Origin of the sequence: Verrucosispora sp. FIM060022, assembly GCF_003977705.1 — a bacterium.
In the GTDB taxonomy this organism is placed as follows: Bacteria; Actinomycetota; Actinomycetes; order Mycobacteriales; family Micromonosporaceae; genus Micromonospora; species Micromonospora gifhornensis.
In genome coordinates this window covers 682,276-702,575 of sequence record NZ_RQIV01000002.1, presented here as the reverse complement: position 1 = coordinate 702,575, position 20,300 = coordinate 682,276, and the positions used below count along the sequence as shown (strand labels likewise).

The 20,300-nt window shown below is 71.4% G+C and carries 20 protein-coding genes; 17 read left to right on the top strand and 3 right to left on the bottom strand.

Annotation, left to right across the window (positions count from 1 at the left end; all coding sequences use genetic code 11):
• Window positions 1–42 precede the first annotated feature (42 nt).
• The 4 genes from EG812_RS09830 (at window position 43) to EG812_RS09815 (ending at window position 2,835) form a co-directional block, all read left to right on the top strand.
• A complete protein-coding gene (locus EG812_RS09830; protein ID WP_502697182.1) occupies window positions 43–528 on the top strand; it encodes a DUF3180 domain-containing protein in 486 nt (161 codons plus the stop codon).
• Between the two features lie 131 nt (window positions 529–659).
• Window positions 660–1,880 (top strand): hypothetical protein, encoded by a 1,221-nt coding sequence (locus EG812_RS09825; protein ID WP_043725938.1) that lies wholly within the window; start codon window positions 660–662, stop codon window positions 1,878–1,880.
• A 59-nt stretch (window positions 1,881–1,939) separates the two neighbouring features.
• Window positions 1,940–2,245: a hypothetical protein gene (locus EG812_RS09820; RefSeq protein ID WP_013736271.1), complete on the top strand. Its 306-nt coding sequence runs from the start codon at window positions 1,940–1,942 to the stop codon at window positions 2,243–2,245.
• A gap of 98 nt (window positions 2,246–2,343) precedes the next feature.
• Entirely contained in the window at window positions 2,344–2,835 is a 492-nt protein-coding gene (locus EG812_RS09815; RefSeq protein WP_013736270.1) for a hypothetical protein, read from the top strand.
• A 53-nt stretch (window positions 2,836–2,888) separates the two neighbouring features.
• Here the strand turns inward: EG812_RS09815 and EG812_RS09810 are convergent, their stop codons facing one another.
• A complete protein-coding gene (locus EG812_RS09810) occupies window positions 2,889–3,884 on the bottom strand; it encodes an ABC transporter ATP-binding protein (RefSeq protein WP_013736269.1) in 996 nt (331 codons plus the stop codon).
• Between the two features lie 2 nt (window positions 3,885–3,886).
• Between EG812_RS09810 and EG812_RS09805 the strand changes: the two genes are divergently transcribed.
• From EG812_RS09805 to EG812_RS09790, 4 genes are all read left to right on the top strand, one after another.
• Window positions 3,887–4,573: an ABC transporter permease gene (locus tag EG812_RS09805; RefSeq protein ID WP_013736268.1), complete on the top strand. Its 687-nt coding sequence runs from the start codon at window positions 3,887–3,889 to the stop codon at window positions 4,571–4,573.
• A gap of 37 nt (window positions 4,574–4,610) precedes the next feature.
• Window positions 4,611–5,333, top strand: coding sequence for an ABC transporter permease (locus EG812_RS09800; RefSeq protein ID WP_013736267.1), 723 nt, complete (start codon window positions 4,611–4,613; stop codon window positions 5,331–5,333).
• Between the two features lie 371 nt (window positions 5,334–5,704).
• A complete protein-coding gene (locus EG812_RS09795) occupies window positions 5,705–6,706 on the top strand; it encodes a glycine betaine ABC transporter substrate-binding protein (RefSeq protein WP_126711370.1) in 1,002 nt (333 codons plus the stop codon).
• A 146-nt stretch (window positions 6,707–6,852) separates the two neighbouring features.
• Complete coding sequence (locus EG812_RS09790) at window positions 6,853–8,553, top strand: hypothetical protein (RefSeq protein WP_126711369.1); 1,701 nt, start codon at window positions 6,853–6,855, stop codon at window positions 8,551–8,553.
• Window positions 8,554–8,581: 28 nt separating this feature from the next.
• On the opposite strand, the gene EG812_RS09785 is transcribed toward EG812_RS09790, so the two are convergent.
• Entirely contained in the window at window positions 8,582–9,763 is a 1,182-nt protein-coding gene (locus EG812_RS09785; protein ID WP_199743837.1) for an NADH-quinone oxidoreductase subunit D, read from the bottom strand.
• A gap of 18 nt (window positions 9,764–9,781) precedes the next feature.
• On the bottom strand, window positions 9,782–11,080 hold the full coding sequence (locus EG812_RS09780) for an SAM-dependent methyltransferase (RefSeq protein WP_233579445.1): 1,299 nt from the start codon (window positions 11,078–11,080) through the stop codon (window positions 9,782–9,784).
• A gap of 138 nt (window positions 11,081–11,218) precedes the next feature.
• Between EG812_RS09780 and EG812_RS09775 the strand changes: the two genes are divergently transcribed.
• The 9 genes from EG812_RS09775 to EG812_RS09735 all read left to right on the top strand — a co-directional run bounded on the left by EG812_RS09775 (window position 11,219) and on the right by EG812_RS09735 (window position 20,155).
• On the top strand, window positions 11,219–12,175 hold the full coding sequence (locus tag EG812_RS09775) for a Rossmann-like and DUF2520 domain-containing protein (protein ID WP_199743836.1): 957 nt from the start codon (window positions 11,219–11,221) through the stop codon (window positions 12,173–12,175).
• 26 nt (window positions 12,176–12,201) lie between these two features.
• Window positions 12,202–13,050 carry a pantoate--beta-alanine ligase gene (panC, locus tag EG812_RS09770; RefSeq protein ID WP_126711367.1) on the top strand — a complete coding sequence of 283 codons (849 nt, stop codon included), beginning with the start codon at window positions 12,202–12,204 and terminating at the stop codon, window positions 13,048–13,050.
• Window positions 13,051–13,079: 29 nt separating this feature from the next.
• Entirely contained in the window at window positions 13,080–13,499 is a 420-nt protein-coding gene (gene panD, locus EG812_RS09765) for an aspartate 1-decarboxylase (protein WP_013736260.1), read from the top strand.
• A gap of 157 nt (window positions 13,500–13,656) precedes the next feature.
• Complete coding sequence (locus EG812_RS09760; RefSeq protein WP_126711366.1) at window positions 13,657–14,553, top strand: septum formation family protein; 897 nt, start codon at window positions 13,657–13,659, stop codon at window positions 14,551–14,553.
• A 61-nt stretch (window positions 14,554–14,614) separates the two neighbouring features.
• A complete protein-coding gene (locus tag EG812_RS09755; protein ID WP_126711365.1) occupies window positions 14,615–16,309 on the top strand; it encodes an L-aspartate oxidase in 1,695 nt (564 codons plus the stop codon).
• 26 nt (window positions 16,310–16,335) lie between these two features.
• The gene (gene nadC / locus EG812_RS09750) at window positions 16,336–17,232 is read left to right on the top strand and encodes a carboxylating nicotinate-nucleotide diphosphorylase (RefSeq protein WP_126711467.1); all 897 of its coding nucleotides are present in this window, start codon (window positions 16,336–16,338) and stop codon (window positions 17,230–17,232) included.
• A gap of 33 nt (window positions 17,233–17,265) precedes the next feature.
• Window positions 17,266–18,024, top strand: a complete 759-nt coding sequence (locus EG812_RS09745) for a type III pantothenate kinase (protein ID WP_013736256.1) — start codon at window positions 17,266–17,268, stop codon at window positions 18,022–18,024.
• Between the two features lie 157 nt (window positions 18,025–18,181).
• Entirely contained in the window at window positions 18,182–19,690 is a 1,509-nt protein-coding gene (gene lysS / locus EG812_RS09740) for a lysine--tRNA ligase (RefSeq protein ID WP_013736255.1), read from the top strand.
• Between the two features lie 114 nt (window positions 19,691–19,804).
• Entirely contained in the window at window positions 19,805–20,155 is a 351-nt protein-coding gene (locus EG812_RS09735) for a histone-like nucleoid-structuring protein Lsr2 (RefSeq protein ID WP_013736254.1), read from the top strand.
• Window positions 20,156–20,300 lie beyond the last annotated feature (145 nt).

The following is a 20,300-nucleotide window of genomic DNA, read 5'->3' as shown; positions in this document are numbered from 1 at the left end:
GTGGCCGGCATGACCCAGACCCCACCGCCCGACGGGTCGCGGATGCGCCCCACGCGCATCTCCACCCTGGTGGTCGCCGCCCTGGCCGCTGCGGCGGTCGCCTGGCTGCTGATCAGCAGCATCTACTACGACCGGCTGCCACCGCTGCCGTGGCTGCCGGTGGTCACCCTGGCCGGGCTGGCCGTGCTGGAGGCGTACGCCGCGATCAACACCCGGGGGCGGATCGAACGGCGACCGGGCCGCGAACCGGTCAACCCGCTGATGGTCGCCCGGTTCGTCGTCCTCGCCAAGGCCTCCGCCCTGGTGGGGGCGATCTTCGCCGGCTTCTACGCCGGGCTGGCCGGTTGGCTGCTGGTCCAGTCGACGCGGGCTGCGGAGCAGGACCGGCCGGCCGGCATCGCCGGGCTGGTGGCCGCGGTCGCCCTGGTGGCGGCGGCGCTCTGGCTGGAGCGGTCCTGCCGGGTTCCGGAACGGCCGGACGACGACCATGAGCCCGACGATTGGGAGTCGCAGCCGGGTCGCCGCTAGACCCACCTTCCGCACAGGGGTTACGTCCGGCTGCGCTCGCGGGTACGGTGCCTGCGACCGCAGGGCAAGCGGTCACCACCAATATGCCCTTTCGTCGAAGCAGTCCGGGCGGCCGCTGGAAGGCAGGCATGATGGCGTACGACGAACCAGGCCGCAGTGGGCAGGCAGAGTCGACTCCGGTCGGATCCACCGTCGGCACGGACACCGTCGCCGACGACCGTCAGAACGGTGAGCCGGGCGGGGACCGCTTCGGGGTCTACGTGCTCTGGGAGACGCTCCTGCTGCTCGGCTTCGCTGCCCTGGTCTACCTGCTCTGGCTGGAGAACCCGACGGCGCTGCGCGGCAGCGGGCTGCGTGCCCTCATCGTCGACGTGGTCGCCCTCGGTCTGCTGGCGTTGGCTGCCGGGCTGACCCTGCGCACCGCGGCGGTGAACCTCGCGATCGGGCCGGTGGCGGTCGCCGCCGGGTTGAACTTCGCCGAGCAGAGCGACCGGGGCCTGCTCATCGCCGTGGGCACCCCCGCTGCGGTGGCCGCGGTCGGTGGCCTGGTGCTGGGGCTGGTGGTCGTGCTGCTGCACGTCCCCGGCTGGGCCGCGAGCCTGGGCGCGGCGGCCGGCGTGGTCGTCTACATCGAGCAGCGTGCCGCTCCGGTGCTGGTCCAGGGGGACTACGACCCGCGCGACATCGCCGGGCAGCTCTTCGTGGGTTTCGCCGCGCTCACCGTGATCGGTGGGCTGTTCGGTGCGATCGGGCCGATCCGCCGGCTGGTGGGCCGGTTCCGTCCGGTCGCTGACCCGGCCCGACGGCGAGGGGTGGCGGCCGCCGTCGTCACCACCGGCGGGTACGTCTGCTCCACCGTGCTGGCGATGCTCGCGGGCGCCCTGCTCGCGTCGAAGGACGACGCGGTCATCCCGGGGGACGGGCTGGACTGGACCGTGCTGGCCGTCGGTGCGGTGCTGCTGGCCGGCACCAGCGCCTTCGGTCTGCGGGGTGGCGTCTTCGGCACGCTGCTGACGGTCGGCGCGGTCGGCCTGTTCCTCGCCTACGCGCAGGCACGCGGCTGGACGGTGAGCCGGTGGGTCGTCGGCGGGGCGGCGCTGGCGGCCGGACTGGCGGTGACCCGGCTGGTCGAGCGGTACGGCCGACCTGTCGTCGGACCGCCCCGCCCGGTGTCTCCGCCGGCGGCCGGGGAACCCACGGGAGGTGCCGGCGGCTGGGCGATGTCCCAGCCGGAGCCGGTCGGCGACTGGCCGCCCGTCCTGCCGGCACAGTCGACGGGCGACCCGACCGATCCGTGGGGCCCGCGCCGCTGGGAGACCAACTCGCCGATCTGGCAGGCCGACGACCGGTGAACGATGTTCTCGCGCGTCGTCGGCGAGCCGGATGTGATCTCGGCAGTTAGGCTCGGCGCATGACCGACACATCATCGAGCTCCGGCGGCCGGTCGTTCGAGGCGTTGGACGCGCTCAGCACCGAGGAACTGCGTGAGCAGGCGTTCGCGGTGGCTCGGGAGCGCCGGGACGTGAAGTTCTTCTGGTCGGTGCTCCGGCATCTGCCGAACGCCGACGAGGCTGCCGCGCTCGACGGTGCCCCGAACTCGGTGGGGCCGACGGTCGACGAGGCGGTGGCGCTGTGGCGGGAGATGACCGGTCACGGCTACGAGGAGTCCGCCCCGTTGCTGCGCGCCGCCTTCATCGACTATCTGTTGAAGCACTGACCGGGGGCTGCTGACCGCGACATCCGCTTGTCCCGGCATACCGTCACAAAACGCGCCCTCGCGTTTGTTCATGTCGATCCGCTGGGAACTAGCGGGCCATGGCTCTCACCAACCGATACAAGTCCGCACCTGGAGCCGGCACCCTCGCCGCGCTCCTGCTGGTCCTGGTCTTCGGCAGCCCCTGGTACGCCGACTGGGCCGCAGACAACACCGATCCCGACAGCGCCGGCGGGTGGTTCCTCAGACTGCTCGCCTGGCCCGCCTGGCGGTTCGACTCGTCCGACTCCATTCAGGAGATCATCGCGGCGGACCTGAAGGCGATCCTCCTGGTCGTCCTGACCTTCGTCTTCCTCTACCTGCTTCCGGGTTCCCAGCTGGCCCGCGCCCGGGGCACGCTCAGCCAGTTCTTCGCCGGCTGGGCCGCGTACGTCTTCGCAGCGGCCCTGGCGGCCCTGCTCACCGCACTGATCCGGACCAACCCCTCGCTGCTCGGCGCGTTGCAGGCCGCCGGCGATGGTGCGGAGTACGGGCTGTTCACCGGCTGGATCATCGGCATCGCCACGCTGGGCGGTTGGCGGGGACGTCGTTGACGCCGTGGCCGGCCCCGTGACCTGTTCAGGTGGCCGGCCCGGTGCCAGTCACATCAGCCGGTCGGCTCCGCGAGCGCCAGGACACGTTCCCGGCTGAGCAGACCGACCGGCTGGCCCTGCTCGGTCACCACGGCCTGTCCACCGGCCGAGGTGAGCAGCACGGCCAGCGCGTCGTACGCCGAGCCGCCCAGTGCCACCGCCGGCAGGTCCGCCACACCGTCGCTGGGCAGCGGCGCGAGCACCTCCCGGGTGACCGGGGTGACCACCAGCCGGCGGATGCCCCGATCGGCGCCGACGAACTCGCGGACGAACGGGGTGGCGGGCGCGCCGAGCAGCGTCGCCGGGGTGTCGTACTGCTCCAGCCGACCCCCCTCGGAGAGCACCGCGATCCGGTCACCGAGCCGGACGGCCTCGTCCAGGTCGTGGGTCACCAGGACGATGGTCTTGCGCACCTCGGCCTGCAGGCGCAGGAACTCCTCCTGCAGCCGGGTACGCACGATCGGGTCGACGGCGGAGAACGGCTCGTCCATCAGCAGGACCACCGGGTCGGCGGCGAGCGCCCGAGCCACGCCGACCCGCTGTCGCTGACCACCGGAGAGCTCGTGCGGGTAGCGCCGGCCGAACTGCGTCGGGTCCAGCCCGACCAACTCCAGCAACTCGTCGACCCGCCGCCGGGCGCGGTCCTTGGACCAGCCGAGCAGCCGGGGCACGGTGGCCACGTTCGCCGCCACCGTCTGGTGGGGGAAGAGCCCGACGTTCTGGATCACGTAACCGATCTGTCGACGCAGCCGCACCGGATCGGTCCGGGTGACGTCGGCGTCGCCGAGCATGATCCGCCCGCTGGTCGGCTCGATCAGCCGGTTGATCATCCGCAGCACTGTCGACTTGCCGCAACCCGACGGCCCGATCAGGACCACCAGCTCACCCGCGTCGACGTGCAGACTGAGGTCGCGGACCGCCTCGGTGCCGTCCGGATAACGCTTTCCGATGCCGTCGAGAGTGATCGACGCCGCGCGCTGGCCGTCGTCGGCGACCGGGGTACCGTCCACGTATGTCCTTCCGCCTGAGCTACCGGGCCGACCCGGGTAACCCGTGGTTCTCCTGGCAGTACGTGCGGGACAACTCTGACACGGTGCTGGCCGCCCTGCGGGACCACACCACCCTCACCCTGCGCGCGGTGCTGATCGCCACGCTGATCGCCGTCCCGCTGGCCGTGGTGGCGTACTGGTTCCGACCGCTCACCGGGCCGATTGTCGCACTCACCGGGGTGCTCTACACCGTCCCGTCGTTGGCCCTGTTCGCGTTCGTCGCGCCCTATCTGGGCATCGGCGTCGCGACGGTGCTCAGCGTGGTGGTGCTGTACGCGCTGCTGGTGATCGTCCGCAACACCGTGGCCGGGCTCAACCAGGTGCCGGCGGAGGTGCGGGAGGCCGCCGAGGGCATGGGGTACGGCCGTTGGGGTCGCCTGCTGCGGGTCGAACTGCCGCTGGCCCTGCCCGGCATCCTCACCGGCCTTCGGCTGGCCACGGTCTCCACGGTCGCCCTGATCACCGTGGGCGTGGTGATCGGGCGGGGCGGGCTCGGGCAGATCATCTTCGCCGGTTTCAACAACAACTTCTACAAGGCCCAGATCATGACCGGGACGCTGCTCTGCGTACTGCTGGCCCTGGTGCTCGATCTGCTCCTGGTGGGCGTCGGCCGGCTGCTCACCCCGTGGCTGCGCGGGCGGGTCGGATGAGGGCCGCCGGGCCGGCGGGCGTGATGCGGAGGTGCCGATGAATCCCGTACAGCAGGCGGTGGTCTGGCTCAACGACCCGCTGAACTGGACGAACCCGGGTGGCGTCCTGGACCGGCTCGGCGAGCACGTCACCATCTCGGCCGCTGCGGTGCTGCTGGGCTGCCTGGTGGCCTGGCCGCTGGGGCTGTGGCTGGGCCATGCCGGCCGGGGCGGCGGGCTGGTCGTGCTCGTCTCCAACGTGACCCTGGCGGTGCCCACCCTGGCCCTGCTCACCATCCTTCCGTTGACCTTCCTCGGCTTCGGTCGACCGGCCGTGGTCGTCGCCCTGGCGGTGTTCGCGGTGCCACCGCTGCTGGCCAACGCCTACACCGGCGTCCGGCAGGTCGATCCGCAGACCCGGGAGGCGGCCCGGGGCATGGGGATGACCGGGCCGCAGGTGCTGCGCCAGGTGGAGTTGCCGCTGGCGATCCCGTACCTGGCGGCCGGGTTCCGGACCGCCGCGGTCCAGGTGGTCGCCACGGCCGCCCTGGCGACCTTCGTCAACGGTGGGGGCCTTGGCGAGATCATCCGGCTCGGATTCGGTCTGAGCATCGCGGTGGGCGGCGGCCAGATCCTCGCCGGTGGCCTGCTGGTCGCCGGGCTCGCGGTCAGCGCGGAGCTGATCTTCGGGCTCGTCGAGCGGCTGGTCACGCCACGTCCGCTGCGCCGCGCCCGGCGCCGCGCCGCACGTCGCGCCGCCGACGCGGTCACCGGCGGCTGACCTGATCTCCCGCACTGCGGGCCTGATCTCCGGTTGACCGCCGCCGCGCCTCGGTGGTTCCGCCATGGTGGTGACGGGCGCCACGATGCAAGGTCGTAGTTGCGGCGGAATGGCGGTCACCGGGGTGCCTGGTAACCACCATTCCGCCGCAACGGTGTCAAGCAAGGACGGGACGCCGGGCGTCGCCGGCGGATGGTGACGTTCCGGTGACGAACGCGGCGCAGAAGTTGTCGGTGGCGCTCGGCAGGATGTTGGGTGGATCAGCGGGCGGCCGGAAGGCGGGATCGGCGGGATGATCCGCCGCAAGATCGCCGCCCGTCGGACACGCGGCCGGCCCGAACGGGCCGCGCCGGGACACGGAAGGCGGGTCCATGCGCGCAGGTAGAAGACTGTCCATCGCCGTTGTCGGCGCCGTCGCGGCGGCAGGCGTGCTGGCGGGCTGCGGCGAGGCAGGTTCGTCCGGCACCGAGGCGCCACAGCAGTCCGCCTCGGGCGAAGGCTGCGCCCCGGTCGCCGGGGAGCAGTTGATCGCGCTGACGGACGACAAAGCCCTGCAGAACGCTGACAACATCATCCCGGCGATCAACACCAAGGTCGCCACCCCGCAGCTCGTCGCGGCGCTCGACAAGGTCTCGGCGGTGCTCGACACCCCGAAGCTGGTGCAGCTCAACAAGGCGGTCGACGTGGACCGCAAGAGCGCACAGGCGGCGGCGCAGGAGTTCAGCGCCGCCAACGGGCTCGCCGACGGGGTGGAGAAGGGCCCGGGCGGGAAGATCACGGTCGGCGCGGGCAATTTCACCGAAAGCGAGATCATCGCCGAGCTTTACAAGATCCAGCTGACTGCGGCCGGTTACCAGGTGACCGTGCAGCAGATCGGCAACCGGGAGCTGTACGAGCCGGCGCTGGAGAAGGGTGAGATCCAGGTCGTCCCGGAGTACGCGGCGACGATGGCCGAGTTCCTCAAGGGCAAGACCGGCGGGGGCAGTGACCCCGTCTCCTCGCCCGACGTGGAGAAGACCGTCACCGCCCTGCGCGGTCTCGGCGAGCAGGTGGGGCTCAGCTTCGGCCAGCCGGCACCGGCGCAGAACCAGAACGCCTTCGCGGTGACCAAGGAGTTCGCCGAGAAGTACGGCGTACGGACGCTGTCCGAGCTGGCCGCGAAGTGCTCGGGTACCGCCACGGTGCTGGGTGGCCCGCCGGAGTGCCAGGAGCGCCCGTTCTGCAAGCCGGGTCTGGAGCAGACCTACGGGCTCTCGGTCGGCTCGTTCTCCTCGCTGGACCAGGGTGGTCCGCTGACCAAGACCGGGTTGCGTAACGGCACGATCAGCGTCGGCCTGGTCTTCTCCACCGACGCGGCGTACGCCACGAGCTGAACCGACACCGCCCCCGGCCGGCCTGGTCGGGGGCGGCCCGTCGTTGCTGCTCACGGGTCGATCAGCGACCGGCGTCGAACTTCGGTAGCGATCCCTGCCACTGGCCCCGTTCCCAGCCAACGCAACTCTCGGTAGGCTCCGGACCCATGCCCGCAACGGTGCCCACCGATCCGCGCAGCAAGCAGTTGCTCACCGCCCTCTTCTGGGGTGGAGTGGCGTTGGCCCCGGTCGCGGCGCTGATTCTGCTGGTCGCCGACGGGAACGGTCCACTGCGGTTCGCCGCGCTGTTGGCCATCCTGGCGGTGGTGCTGATCGGGCTCTCCATCACGCTGCGCGGCGACAACGGTCACGAGCAATACACCGAGGAACTGCGCGAGGAACTCGACGAGCTGCGGCGGGAACTGCGTAGCGAGATCGTGGCGGCCGCGCAGCGGGGCAATCAGGCGTTGGACGAGCTCCAACGGGTCCAGCAGACGCTGGCCGGGTTGCGTCGCACTGCGGACGCTGCCGGTTCCTCAGCCGGTGATGCTGCGCCCGCCAGTGCGGAACCAGTCGGCGGAGGCCGCGCCCGGGTCGCGGCACCGGAACCCCCACCGCCCGCACCCTTCGCGGACCGGCCCACGTCGACCCCTTTCGGAGAGCGACCCGAACCGGCCCCTTTCGGAGACCGACCTGAATCGGCCCCTTTCGGAGACCGGCCCGCGCCAGCACCCTTCGGGGAGCGGCCTGCACCGGCTGGTGTGGGGGAGCGACAGACCCGCCCCGGCGGGGTCTACGGCTCGGCCCAACCGGCAGGCCAGGGCGTCGTCCGCCACACCGAAACGGTGCACGTCACCACCCGGCACACCATTGTGGACGGTGGTGGGATGGGTGAGGTGCCCCGGTATGGCGGCTACGCCGCCCCATGGTCGGCGGGTGAGCGACCACGCGGCGGACCCGGCGTGGACCCTGCCGAACGACACTGGCCCGACGGCGACGAGCGCCCTCGCCGCGATGACGACAGAGCCTGGTCGGGACCGGCCCGCGACGAGCATGTCGCCTGGTCGGAGCCCCGGGACGAGCGTCCCTGGTCCGGGCCTCGTGACGACCGGTCCACCCACCGCGACGACCGCTCCGCACACCAGGACGGCTCCGCTTACCAGGACCGCTCTGCTTACCAGGACCACTCTGCGTATCGGGACGGCCCTGCACGCCACGACGCCTCTGCACACCAGGGCGGCTCGACATTCCAGGACGGCTCCGGGTACCGGGACGAGCGGGACTGGGCAGCCCCGCGCGACGAGCGGGGCTGGGGTGACGGTGGGCAGCAGTGGGCGGCTGCCGCCGAGGTGGCACCTGGACCGTCGCGTCCGGACGACACCGGCGAGTACTGGGCGCAGCTACGTGCCGGGGACCGCTGGGCCGCCGTACGCGACGACGAGCGGGGGCGCGAACTGCGGGTCGGTGAACGACACGCCGAGGTGAACGCGGACCACACCGGCACCGAGTACCGGATGGCGGACCGCTGGGCCAGCGTGCGCCACGGCGAACCACGTCGTGCCGCCGACGGCGACGAGGGATGGCGGGACGGCCGAGGTGAACCGGAGCGGCGGCCCGGCCTGCCCGCCGGCGGCGTGCCGGTCCCGGACGAGTGGCGTCCTCCACGACAACGCGGACACCAGCCCGAGCCGTCCCGGGCGTACCAGCCCGAACCAGCACGCGGATACCTGGCCGAACCAGCGCGCGGATACCAGCCGGAACCGGCGCACGGCTACCAGCCGGAACCGGAGCCGTACGGCCGGCGGCACGGGGCCGAGGACACCGGCTACGGGCAGCCGGTCCAGGATCCGAACAACCGCTGGCGCTGATCGGATCGCCGCGCCACCGGCCGCCGAATCACTTGTCGATGTCGCCGACCACGAAGAACATCGAGCCGAGGATGGCGATCAGATCCGGCACCAGGCAGCCGGGCAGCAGGGTGGCCAGCGCCTGCACGTTCGCGTACGACGCGGTGCGCAGCTTGAGCCGCCACGGCGTCTTCTCGCCCCGGGACACCAGGTAATAACCGTTGATGCCGAGCGGGTTCTCGGTCCAGGCGTAGGTGTGGCCCTCGGGGGCCTTCAGCACCTTCGGCAGCCGGGTGTTGATCGGCCCGGTCAGCCGGTCGACCCGGTCCAGACACTGCTCGGCCAGATCCAGTGAGGCGTACACCTGGTCGAGCAGCACCTCGAAGCGGGCGTGGCAGTCTCCGGTGGTGCGGGTGACCACCGGCACGTCGAGCTGGTCGTAGGCCAGGTACGGCTCGTCGCGGCGCAGGTCCAGGTCCAGCCCGGAGGCGCGGGCGACCGGGCCGGAGGCACCGAAGGCGGCAGCGTCGGCCGCGGAGAGCACCCCGATGCCGACCGTACGGGCCAGGAAGATGTCGTTGCGCCGGATCAGATTGTCCAGATCGGGCATCCGGCGGCGAACCTCACCGATGGCGGCCCGGGCCCGGCCGGTCCACCCGGACGGGACCTCCTCCTTGAGCCCACCGACCCGGTTGAACATGTAGTGGATGCGCCCGCCGGAGACCTCCTCCATCACCGCCTGGAGCGTCTCCCGTTCCCGGAAGGCGTAGAACATCGGCGTGATCGCGCCGATCTCCAGCGGGTACGAGCCGAGGAACATCAGGTGGTTGAGCACCCGGTTCAACTCGGCCAGCGCCATCCGCAACCAGGTCGCCCGCTCCGGCACCTCCATGCCCATCAGCCGTTCCACGGCCAGCACCACGCCCAGCTCGTTGGCGAACGCCGAGAGCCAGTCGTGCCGGTTGGCCAGCACGATGATCTGCCGGTAGTCGCGTACCTCGAACAGCTTCTCCGCGCCCCGGTGCATGTACCCGACGATCGGCTCGGCGGCGACCACCCGTTCGCCGTCCAGGGTCAGCTTCAGGCGCAGCACACCGTGCGTGGACGGGTGCTGCGGTCCGATGTTGAGCACCATGTCCGTGCCGAGTTGCTCCCCGCCGGTGCCCGCCACCAGCCCGGCGCCGGTACCGACGGTCAGCTCACGCAGGTCGCCCGTGGTCATGCCCGCCATCGTGCCATGACCGGCCGGTCACGACGGCGCAGCGGTGTCGATCGGTCCGGCACACCCCGCCGGTAGCCGGTCCGCGGACAGGCCGACGGGCTGCCACAACCACAAGTGCCCGCCGAGCCCGGCCGCATCGGTCAGCTCGGCCGCCGCCGATGCCGCGGCCAACGCCCGCACATACCCGGCCGGGTCACTGACAGCCAGGCTCAGCGGCGGTCGCCCTCCGTCGGCCCCGAGCGCCCGCAGCCCGTCCCGCTGCGACCCCAGGAGGTACGCACACCGGGCGACCCGCTCACCGGCGGAGGCGACCGAGTCCATGGCCACGTGCGCGGTGACGTCACACGACCCGTCCGGCACCGGCGGCACCTGCCGCCCGGCCCGGTACCCGGTCAACGTCCCGTCGACCGGCCGCTCCGCACGCAGGTGCCCGTAGTCCACCGCCAACGCCAGCCCTCGTTCGACGTTGCCAACCGCGTCCGCCCAGGCTTCGTCCCTGTTCCTGCCGATCTCCACGCGTTCGAGCGGGAGCGGGGTGCGGTCCGTGGGGGTTTCCGGGCAGCCCGACCGGCTCCGGGCGGTCAGGCTTGATCCCTGCGCCGGTCGGGCTGCCCGGAAACCCGACCCGGTCGAGCTGGGCCACCAGGTGGAGATCCAGTCGAGATCTGCTCGGCCGACTGGTTCTCCGATCGTCTCCTCGCCGGAGGTGGGGTCGACGAGTAGGTAGTGCCAACCGGTTCCGGTGTGCACGGCGAGGTCCAGGGGGACGTTGTCGAGCCACTCGGTGGCCAGCAGCAGACCCGTGACACCGGCGGGAATCCGATCGGTCCAGGCGATCTGTTCGGGCAGGTCATCGGGGCGCGGCGCCAGCTCGACGGCGGTGAACCGTACCCGCTGGGCCAGCGGCACTGACCCGCCCACGGTGACGTCCGATGCGTAGCTGTCGCCGTACCCCGTCGTGATCTTCAAAGGGTTGACGGGTGAGGGGCGGACGGTGGCCGTGGTGGTCGGGGTTTCCGGGGAGCCCACCCGCGCAGGGATCAAGCCTGACCGCCCGGAGCGGGTGGGCTCCCCGGAAACCCCCACCCCGACGAACAGCGCCCGAAGCAACTCACCCCGCCCCGCTCCCACATCCACCACGTCGAAGACGGAAGGATGACCGAGAACCCCGTCAAGGTGATGGATCAACCGGAGCAGCGCGTCAGCGAAGACCGGGGAAGCGTGCACGCTGGTGCGGAAGTGCGCCGCCGGCCCCGCACCCGAGACGAAGAAACCGTCGGTGCCGTAGAGCGCCCGCTCCATGGCCTGATGCCAGCGCATTGCCATCAGCTCAGCCCCCGCTTTCAGCGCTTCCACCGCACCGATTCAACGGCGGTGAACGATTTCACACATCCTTGTTTCGGATCCCCGTCGGCGACGCATACTTGCCTCGACCGGTACCCATCTCGAGGACTGGATCGTGACATGAGCGCACCGCTGCGCACGCGCCCGGCCGCCCGTCGACGGCCCGCGACCGTGCCATTCGCCACCATTCCCGCCGTGCTCACCGTCGGCATCGTCGGCGCTGGACGCGTCGGTGCCACGCTGGGGGCCGCACTCGCGGCCGTGGGTCACCGGGTGGTCGCCACCACCGGCAGTTCCGGGGCCTCGCAGGCGCGGGTGGCGCTGCTGCTGCCCACCGTCTCCCGCCGCGCGGCCGCCGAGGTCGCCCGGGCGGCCACCGATCTGCTGCTGATCGCGGTACCCGATGACGCCCTGGCCGGGGTGGTCGCCGGGCTCGCCGCCGAGGGGGCGTTGCGACCCGGCCAGGTGGTAGCGCACACGTCGGGGGCGCACGGCCTCGCGGTGCTCGCCCCGGCCGTCGCGGTCGGCGCCCGCCCGCTGGCGCTGCACCCGGCGATGACGTTCACCGGTACGCCCGACGACCTCAGCCGGCTGTCCGGCATCTCGTACGGGGTGACCGCGCCGGCCGAACTGCGCCCGTTGGCAGCCCGGTTGGTGGCGGATCTCGGCGGGGTGCCCGAGTGGATCGGGGAGGCCGACCGGCCGCTCTACCACGCGGCGCTGGCGCACGGCGCGAACCACCTGGTGACGCTGGTCAACGAGGCGGCCGACCGGCTGCGCGACGCCGGTGTGGCGCAGCCCGAGAAGGTGCTCGCCCCGCTGCTGCGGGCCGCGCTGGAGAACGCGCTGCGCCTCGGCGACGACGCGTTGACCGGCCCGGTCGCCCGGGGTGACGCGGGTACGGTCGCCCGGCACCTGACGCAGTTGACGGCCACCGCACCCGAATCGGTTCCCGCCTACCTGGCGTTGGCCCGGCGTACCGCCGACCGGGCGATGGCCGCCGGCCGACTGCGGCCGGTGGATGCCGAGCCGCTGCTCGGGGTACTCGACCGGGACCAGAGCGGGGTGGCGGCGTGAGCGGATTGGTGGACCAGATGGATCGCGTGACGAGGCTTGTGCACACCCGTGCCGACTTGGCCGAGGCCCGGTCCGCCCTCACCGGAACGGTGGGGGTGGTGATGACCATGGGTGCTCTGCACGAGGGGCACGAGTCGTTGCTACGGGCGGCCCGGGAGCGCGCCGATCACGTGATCGTGACGATCTTCGTGAACCCGCTCCAGTTCGGCCCGACCGAGGACTTCGACCGCTATCCCCGGACCCTCGACGCTGATCTCGAGGTGTGCCGACGGGCCGGTGCCGACCTGGTCTTCGCCCCGGCGGTGCCGGACATGTATCCCGGCGGCGCACCGCAGGTACGGCTCAACCCGGGTCCGCTCGGCGAGGACCTGGAAGGGCTGAGCCGCCCCGGCTTCTTCCACGGTGTGCTCACCGTGGTGCTGAAACTGCTCCAGCTCACCCGCCCCGACCTGACGTTCTTCGGGGAGAAGGACTACCAGCAGCTGACCCTGGTCCGGCGGATGTGCCGGGACCTGGACGTGCCGGTCGAGGTGGTCGGCGTACCCACCGTCCGGGAGTCCGACGGGTTGGCGCTGTCCAGCCGCAACCGCTACCTCTCCAGCGAGGAGCGGCAGGTGGCGCTCAGCCTGTCGCGGGCGCTGCGGGCCGGTGCCGAGGCCGCCGAGGCGGGCCGCGACGCCGGGGCGGTGCTGAGCGCCGCGCACGCCGCCTTCGGAGCCGGCGAGCCCGGTGCCCGGCTCGACTACCTGGTCCTCACCGACCCCGACCTGGAACCGGGGCCGGTGCAGGGGCCGGCCCGGCTGCTCGTCGCCGCCTGGGTGGGCCAGACCCGGCTGATCGACAACGCGCCCGTCCTGCTGCACCCGGCGTCCTGACCAGACACATCAGCGCGAAAGGCGTCCCGATGTACCGCACCATGCTCAAATCCAAGATCCACCGGGCCACGGTGACCCAGGCGGATCTGCACTACGTCGGGTCGGTGACCGTCGACGAGGACCTGCTCGACGCCGCCGACCTGCTGCCCGGCGAACAGGTGGCGATCGTCGACATCACCAACGGTGCCCGACTGGAGACGTACGTGATCCCGGGCCGGCGGGGCAGTGGCGTGATCGGCATCAACGGGGCGGCGGCGCACCTGGTGCACCCGGGTGACCTGGTCATCCTGATCTCGTACGGGCAGATGGACGACGCCGAGGCCCGCACGTACCGCCCCCGGGTGGTGCACGTCGACGCCGACAACAAGGTCGTCGACCTGGGTGCCGACCCGTCGACCGCCGCTCCCGGCACCGCCGGCAGCCCCCTCCCCAACCCGCTGGCGGTGTAAGGAAGGGCCCCTTCTTAACGCCTCGTGAGGTGAAAGGGCCCCTTGTTAACGCCTGCTCCCCGCAGTGCCCTGGAATCCGGTCTGTCACCGGAAGGTCATTATTGGTTACGCTGTGACCGCCGTCGGGGGACGGCCGCTGGCTGGGGGAGGCGGCGTCATGCAGCGTGCGACGAGAACCCTGACCGCGGCCCTGGCCGTCGCGGCGGTGCTGGCGGGCTGCGGTGCGTCGCACGGGCTCGACGGCGACCTGACCGACGACTGGCCGGCCATGGCCGCGCCCGGCGCGTTCACCCCGGCGGCCGAGGTCTGCCACGAGACGGACTTCGCCGACGCGGTGCCGGTGGCGGCGTACGCGCCGGTGGACTGCGCCACGCCGCACCGGGTGGAGACGGTGCACGTCGGAGTCTTCACCGCCGAACGCAACGAACCGCCGCCGATCGCCTCACCCGAACTGCGTACCGCCTTCGCCGACTGTGACCAGCGGACCAACGGCTACGTGGGGGACAACTGGCGGGCCGGCCGGCTGCGACTGGCGGTGGCGGTGCCCTCCGGGGCCGGCTGGGCCGCCGGGTCGCGCTGGTACCGCTGCGACCTGATGGAGGTGACCACCGCCGAGGCGGGAGCCAAGGTGGTGACCCGCAGCGGCTCGCTGCGCAACGCCCTGCGGCCACCGTCACCGCTCTGGTTGGGGTGTCAACAGGCCCGTACCAATCGCTCCGGGGTGGTGCAGGCCCTGGTGCAGGTGGACTGCGCCGAGCGCCACAATGCCGAGTTCGCCGGGGTGTGGCAGGCGCCTGACCGCCCGTACCCGGCGAACGGCGCGGAGTGGGCGCCGTTCTACGCCGGCTGTCGTACGGTCCTCGCCCGCTACGCCGGTCTGCCGGACAGCACCGACCTGCTCTACCGCACCGACCTGGTGGTCCGCCCGCCCAGCGCCGGTCGGTGGCGGGCCGGTGACCGGGGGGTGCGGTGCTACCTCTGGCTCAGTGACCGGCAGGTGACCGGCTCGCTCAAGGGGGCCGGTCCGGCCGGTCTGCCGGTTCGGACGAAGTAGCGGGAACCACTCGTCCCGCCCCCGCCGCCCGAGCCGAGTGACGTTCGGGTTGACTGAGGGGATGGAGCTACCGACCGTCGGCCTGCCGGCGCTGCCCCGCCTGCTGTCCGCTCCGGCGCCGGGTTGGGTGGAGACGACCGACGTGATCGTGGTCGGCTCCGGAGTGGCCGGACTGACCGCCGCGTTGCACCTGCGCGAGGCCGGCCTGCACGTCACCGTGGTCACCAAGGTGAACATCGACGAGGGCTCGACCCGCTGGGCTCAGGGCGGCATCGCAGCGGTGCTCGACCCGGCGGACACCCCGGCGATGCACGCCTCCGACACCGAGATCGCCGGCGTCGGGCTCTGCGACCCGGCGGCGGTCGGTGTACTGGTGGAGGAGGGGCCGACCCGGCTGCGGGAACTCATCCGCATCGGCGCCGCCTTCGACCGCAACCCCGACGGCTCGTTGATGCTGACCCGGGAAGGCGGGCACCGGGCGGACCGGATCGTGCACGCCGGCGGCGACGCGACCGGCGCTGAGGTCCAGCGGGCCCTGCACGAGGCGGTCCGCCGCGACCCGTGGATCCGGTTGGTCGAGCACGCGCTGGTCTTGGATCTGCTTCGCGCCCCCGGTGACGGCCCCGACGGGCTCGGCAGGGCCTGCGGCATCACCCTGCACGTGCTCGGTGAGGGCAGCGAGGACGGCGTGGGCGCCATCCTGAGCCGGGCCGTGGTGCTGGCCACCGGCGGGATGGGTCAGGTTTTCGCGGCGACCACCAACCCCGCGGTCTCCACCGGTGACGGGGTGGCCCTGGCCATGCGGGCCGGTGCCGCGGTCACCGACGTGGAGTTCGTGCAGTTCCACCCGACCGCGCTGATCGTGCCCGAGCAGGCCCGTACGCCCGGCGACGGCCACGCCCAGCAGCCGCTGGTCTCCGAGGCGCTGCGGGGCGAGGGCGCGCACCTGGTGGACGCCGACGGCAAGCGGTTCATGCTCGGTCAGCACGAACTGGCGGAGCTGGCCCCCCGGGACGTGGTGGCCAAGGGCATCCACCGGGTGCTGCTGGCCACCGGTGCCGACCACGTTTACCTCGACGCCCGCCATCTCGGCGGCGACTTCCTGGCTCGCCGGTTTCCCACCATCGTCGCCTCCTGCCTGGCCATCGGCGTGGATCCGGGCGTGGATCTGATCCCGGTGGCGCCCGCCGCCCACTACGCCTCGGGCGGCGTCCGTACCGATCTGCACGGTCGCACCTCCATCCCCGGCCTGTACGCCTGCGGCGAGGTCGCCTGCACCGGCGTGCACGGCGCGAACCGGCTGGCCAGCAACTCGCTGCTGGAAGGGCTGGTCTTCTCCCGGCGGATCGCCGACCACATCGCCGCCGGACTGCCCGAGCAGGCCCGCCCGGCGGAGACCGGGGCCTGGCGCGGTGGCGACGGCTGGGTGCTGCCGGCTGCGGCCACACCCGTCCTGCAACGGGCGATGACCCGGGGCGCGGGGGTGCTTCGATCGTCGGCGACGCTCGCCGGGACCGCCGCCGAACTGGTCGAGCTGGGTGCGGGTCGTGGTACGCCTCGTACCGCCGACTGGGAGGCGACGAACCTGCTGACGGTGGCGACGATGCTTGTCGCTGCGGCGTACGCCCGGCAGGAGACCCGGGGCTGTCACTGGCGGGAGGACCACCCGTCGGCCGATGCGCGGTGGCACGGCCACCTGGTCGGCGCGATCGGGGCGCAGAACCGGCTGGCCATGCGGTGGGAGGAGACACGATGAACGACAACGGTGCCGCAGGGGTGGGCATGAGCGCGGCGACTCAGACACTGCTGCGCGCGGCCGGGCTGGCGCCCGAGCAGGTGCGCCGGATCATCGAGACCGCGCTGGTCGAGGATCTCGGCCCGGACCTGCTCGACGTCACAAGCGTGGCGACCATCCCGGCGACGCAGACCGACACCGTCGACGTGGTGGCTCGGGCCGACGGGGTGGTGGCCGGGCTGGCCGTGGCCGCCGCCGTCTTCGAGCTGGCCGACGAGCTGACCGGCGGTGGTCGTACCGTCGAGGTGTCCGTGGTGGCCCGCGACGGCGATCGGGTGGCCCGCGGCGACGTGCTGGCGACGGTGACCGGCCCCACCCGGGTGCTGCTCACCGCCGAACGCACCGCGCTCAACCTGCTCAGCCGGATGTCCGGGGTGGCCACCCACACCCGGGCCTGGGCGGACGCCCTGGCCGGCAGCAAGGCGATGGTCCTGGACACCCGCAAGACCACGCCGGGCCTGCGGATGCTGGAGAAGTACGCGGTCCGCGCGGGCGGCGGCACGAACAAGCGGATGGGCCTGTACGACGTCGCCATGATCAAGGACAACCACAAGTACGCCGCCGGCGGGATCACGGCGGCCTACCGGCGGGTCCGCGAGACCTTCCCGGACGTACCGGTGCAGGTGGAGGTGGACACCCTCGCCGAGGCGGTGGAGGCGGTCGAGGCCGGCGCGAAGTTCCTGCTGCTGGACAACATGTCCCCGCAGCTGCTCACCGAGGTGGTGGCGGCCGTCGGTGACCGCGCCGAGCTGGAGGCGACCGGCGGGCTGACCCTCGCCGACGCCGCCGAGGTCGGGGCGACCGGCGTGGACTTCCTCTCCGTCGGCGCGCTCACCCACTCCTCGCCGATCCTGGACATCGCTCTGGACCTGCGTACGGAGTGAGCCCCGCAGGACCGGCCGTCTAGGCTGCGTGGCGTGCTGCTCTGCATCGACATCGGGAACACCAACACCGTGCTGGCGACCTTCGACGGCGACCAGCTGGTGCACTCCTGGCGGATCAAGACCGACGCCCGCTCGACCGCCGACGAGCTGGGGCTGATGTTCCGAGGGTTGCTCGCCGGAGACGCCGTCGAGATCACCGGGGTGGCGGCCTGCTCGACCGTGCCGGCCGCGCTGCGGTCGCTGCGGACAATGCTGACCCGCTACTACGGGGAACTGCCGAGCGTGATCGTGGAGCCGGGGGTACGCACCGGCGTGCAACTGGCCATCGACAACCCGAAGGAGGTCGGCTCCGACCGGGTGGTGAACACGCTGGCCGCGTACACCCTCTACGGCGGCCCGTCGATCGTGGTCGACTTCGGCACCACCACCAACTTCGACGTGATCAGCGGTCGTGGTGAGTTCCTCGGCGGCGCGTTCGCGCCGGGCATCGAGATCTCCTTCGACGCGCTGGCGGCCCGCGCCGCCCAACTCCGCAAGGTCGAGGCGACCAAGCCGCGGTCGGTGATCGGCAAGAACACCGTGGAGTGTTTGCAGGCCGGGCTCTACTTCGGCTTCGCCGGGCAGGTGGACCGGATCGTCGAGCGGATGGCCGAGGAGATGGGCGAGCTGAAGGCGGTGATCGCCACGGGTGGGCTGGCGCCGTTGGTGCTCAACGAGTGCCGGACGATCACCCATCACGAGCCGATGATCACGTTGATGGGGTTGCGCATGGTCTATGAGCGGAACGTCTGATCTGTTGTGGGTGGGGTTCAGCCGTTCCTTGCGGGCTTCTCCAAGGGGTGGTGGTGGGGTTGGTCATGGGGGCGGGTTATCCGGTAACGGGGGTTCGGGGGCTTGAGTACGCTCTGGGCTTGACCCCGTCCGAATTCTCCCTCTGAGGAAGCGTGCCGTGACCCAGCAGAGCCCCGTGCCAGTCGACCCCGCCGACGACCTTCCCGAGCAGATGAAGGTCCGCCGGGAGAAGCGGGAGCGGATGCTCGCCGACGGGGTCGAGCCCTACCCGGTCAGCTTCCCGCGCACCAGCAGCCTCGCCGAGGTGCGGGAGCGCTACGCGGAACTGCCCACCGACACGGCGACCGGCGACCGGGTCTCGGTCACCGGCCGGGTGATCTTCGTACGGAACACCGGCAAGCTCTGCTTCGCCACTCTGCGGGACGGCGACGGCACGGAACTGCAGGCCATGCTGTCGCTGGACCGGGTCGGCGCGGAGCGGCTGGACGACTGGAAGCGCCTGATCGACCTCGGGGACCTGGTCGGCATCACCGGCGAGGTGATCACCAGCCGGCGGGGTGAGCTGTCGGTGCTCGCCGAGGAGTGGGCGGTCACCGCCAAGGCCCTGCGCCCGCTGCCGGTGGCGCACAAGCCACTCAGTGAGGAAGCCCGGGTACGGCAGCGTTACGTCGACCTGATCGTCCGCCCTCAGGCGCGCCAGATGGTGCGTACCCGGGCGGCTGCGGTGCGCAGTCTGCGCGATTTGCTGCACGACAAGGGATTCATCGAGGTCGAGACCCCGATGCTTCAGTTGCTGCACGGCGGTGCGGCGGCCCGGCCTTTCGTGACCCACAGCAATGCACTCGACACCGACCTGTATCTACGAATCGCGCCGGAACTTTTTCTCAAGCGCGCTGTGGTGGGTGGCGTCGAGCGGGTGTTCGAGATCAACCGTAACTTCCGTAATGAGGGCATCGACTCTTCGCACTCACCGGAGTTCGCGATGCTCGAGGCGTACCAGGCGTACGGCGACTACAACACGATGGCCGAGTTGACCCGGAATCTCATACAGCAGGCGGCGATCGCGGCAACCGGGTCGACCGTGGTGACGCACGCCGACGGTCAGGAGTTCGACCTGGGCGGCGAGTGGCGTTCGGTGAGCCTCTTCGGTGTGCTTTCCGATGCGCTCGGCGAGGAGGTCACGGTCCGCACCGAACGGGCCCGTCTCGTCGAGTACGCGGACAAGGTCGGCGTAAGCGTCGACCCCAAGTGGGGGCCGGGCAAGTTGGCCGAGGAGTTGTTCGAGGAGTTGGTCGTGCCCGGGCTTCAGGCACCCACTTTCGTGCGCGACTATCCGGAGGAGACCAGCCCGCTGACCCGTGGACATCGCAGTGAGCCGGGCGTGGCCGAGAAGTGGGACCTGTATGTGTTCGGGTTCGAGTTGGCCACCGCGTACTCGGAGTTGGTCGATCCGGTGGTGCAGCGGGAACGGCTGCTCGCCCAGGCGCAACTGGCCGCTCGTGGCGACGATGAGGCGATGCGGCTGGACGAGGACTTTCTCCGGGCCATGGAGTATGGAATGCCGCCGGCCGGTGGCATGGGAATGGGAATCGATCGACTCCTGATGGCGCTGACCGGCCTGGGAATTCGGGAAACCATCCTGTTCCCGTTGGTTCGCCCGGAGTAGTCGTACGGAACTCGTCGGCTCGTTACCGCGTCCTATTGACGTGACAAGCATCTGACAGGTTATTGTTGCTGTCGCAGATGGCAGTATCAGCCCTGCTCGAAAGGAATGTGGGACGTGGCCAAGCAGATCATTCACAAGCTGGTCGATGACCTGGACGGCGGGGACGCGGACGAGACCGTCAAGTTCGCCCTCGACGGCGTTCAGTACGAGATCGACCTGTCGAGTTCCAACGCCGACAAATTGCGTGATGCATTCGCGCAGTACATCGCGCACGGCACCAAGGTGGGCCGTGGCGGTGTGGTCGTCGGTGGGCGCGCCGCCCGTGGTCGGGGTGGAGCCACCGCCGACCGCGAGCAGAACAAGGCCATCCGGGCCTGGGCGCGCAAGGCCGGCAAGGACATCTCCGACCGGGGTCGCATCCCGCAGGAGATCGTCGACGAGTACCACGCCAAGGCGGGGCACTGAGACGACTCCTGCGAAGGTCATCGGCCGACGCCGGCCCGGAGGAACATTCCGGGCCGGCGTCGGCGTCGTTTCCGGCCCGGCCGCGGGGACTAAAGCCGACGGGTCGGGCGTTGTCCACAGCCGGTGGATGTGTTGTCCACACCCT

What these genes read in the sequence shown, in the direction of transcription:
- EG812_RS09760 (WP_126711366.1), top strand. Translation starts at nt 13,657, where the DNA reads ATGCAGCGTGCGACGAGAACCCTGACCGCGGCCCTGGCCGTCGCGGCG.
- EG812_RS09830 (WP_502697182.1), top strand. Translation starts at nt 43, where the DNA reads ATGCGCCCCACGCGCATCTCCACCCTGGTGGTCGCCGCCCTGGCCGCT.
- nadC (WP_126711467.1), top strand. Translation starts at nt 16,336, where the DNA reads ATGAGCGCGGCGACTCAGACACTGCTGCGCGCGGCCGGGCTGGCGCCC.
- EG812_RS09815 (WP_013736270.1), top strand. Translation starts at nt 2,344, where the DNA reads ATGGCTCTCACCAACCGATACAAGTCCGCACCTGGAGCCGGCACCCTC.
- EG812_RS09785 (WP_199743837.1), bottom strand. Translation starts at nt 9,763, where the DNA reads ATGGCGGGCATGACCACGGGCGACCTGCGTGAGCTGACCGTCGGTACC.
- panD (WP_013736260.1), top strand. Translation starts at nt 13,080, where the DNA reads ATGTACCGCACCATGCTCAAATCCAAGATCCACCGGGCCACGGTGACC.
- EG812_RS09805 (WP_013736268.1), top strand. Translation starts at nt 3,887, where the DNA reads ATGTCCTTCCGCCTGAGCTACCGGGCCGACCCGGGTAACCCGTGGTTC.
- EG812_RS09780 (WP_233579445.1), bottom strand. Translation starts at nt 11,080, where the DNA reads ATGGCAATGCGCTGGCATCAGGCCATGGAGCGGGCGCTCTACGGCACC.
- EG812_RS09820 (WP_013736271.1), top strand. Translation starts at nt 1,940, where the DNA reads ATGACCGACACATCATCGAGCTCCGGCGGCCGGTCGTTCGAGGCGTTG.
- EG812_RS09755 (WP_126711365.1), top strand. Translation starts at nt 14,615, where the DNA reads ATGGAGCTACCGACCGTCGGCCTGCCGGCGCTGCCCCGCCTGCTGTCC.
- EG812_RS09825 (WP_043725938.1), top strand. Translation starts at nt 660, where the DNA reads ATGGCGTACGACGAACCAGGCCGCAGTGGGCAGGCAGAGTCGACTCCG.
- EG812_RS09790 (WP_126711369.1), top strand. Translation starts at nt 6,853, where the DNA reads ATGCCCGCAACGGTGCCCACCGATCCGCGCAGCAAGCAGTTGCTCACC.
- EG812_RS09775 (WP_199743836.1), top strand. Translation starts at nt 11,219, where the DNA reads ATGAGCGCACCGCTGCGCACGCGCCCGGCCGCCCGTCGACGGCCCGCG.
- EG812_RS09795 (WP_126711370.1), top strand. Translation starts at nt 5,705, where the DNA reads ATGCGCGCAGGTAGAAGACTGTCCATCGCCGTTGTCGGCGCCGTCGCG.
- EG812_RS09800 (WP_013736267.1), top strand. Translation starts at nt 4,611, where the DNA reads ATGAATCCCGTACAGCAGGCGGTGGTCTGGCTCAACGACCCGCTGAAC.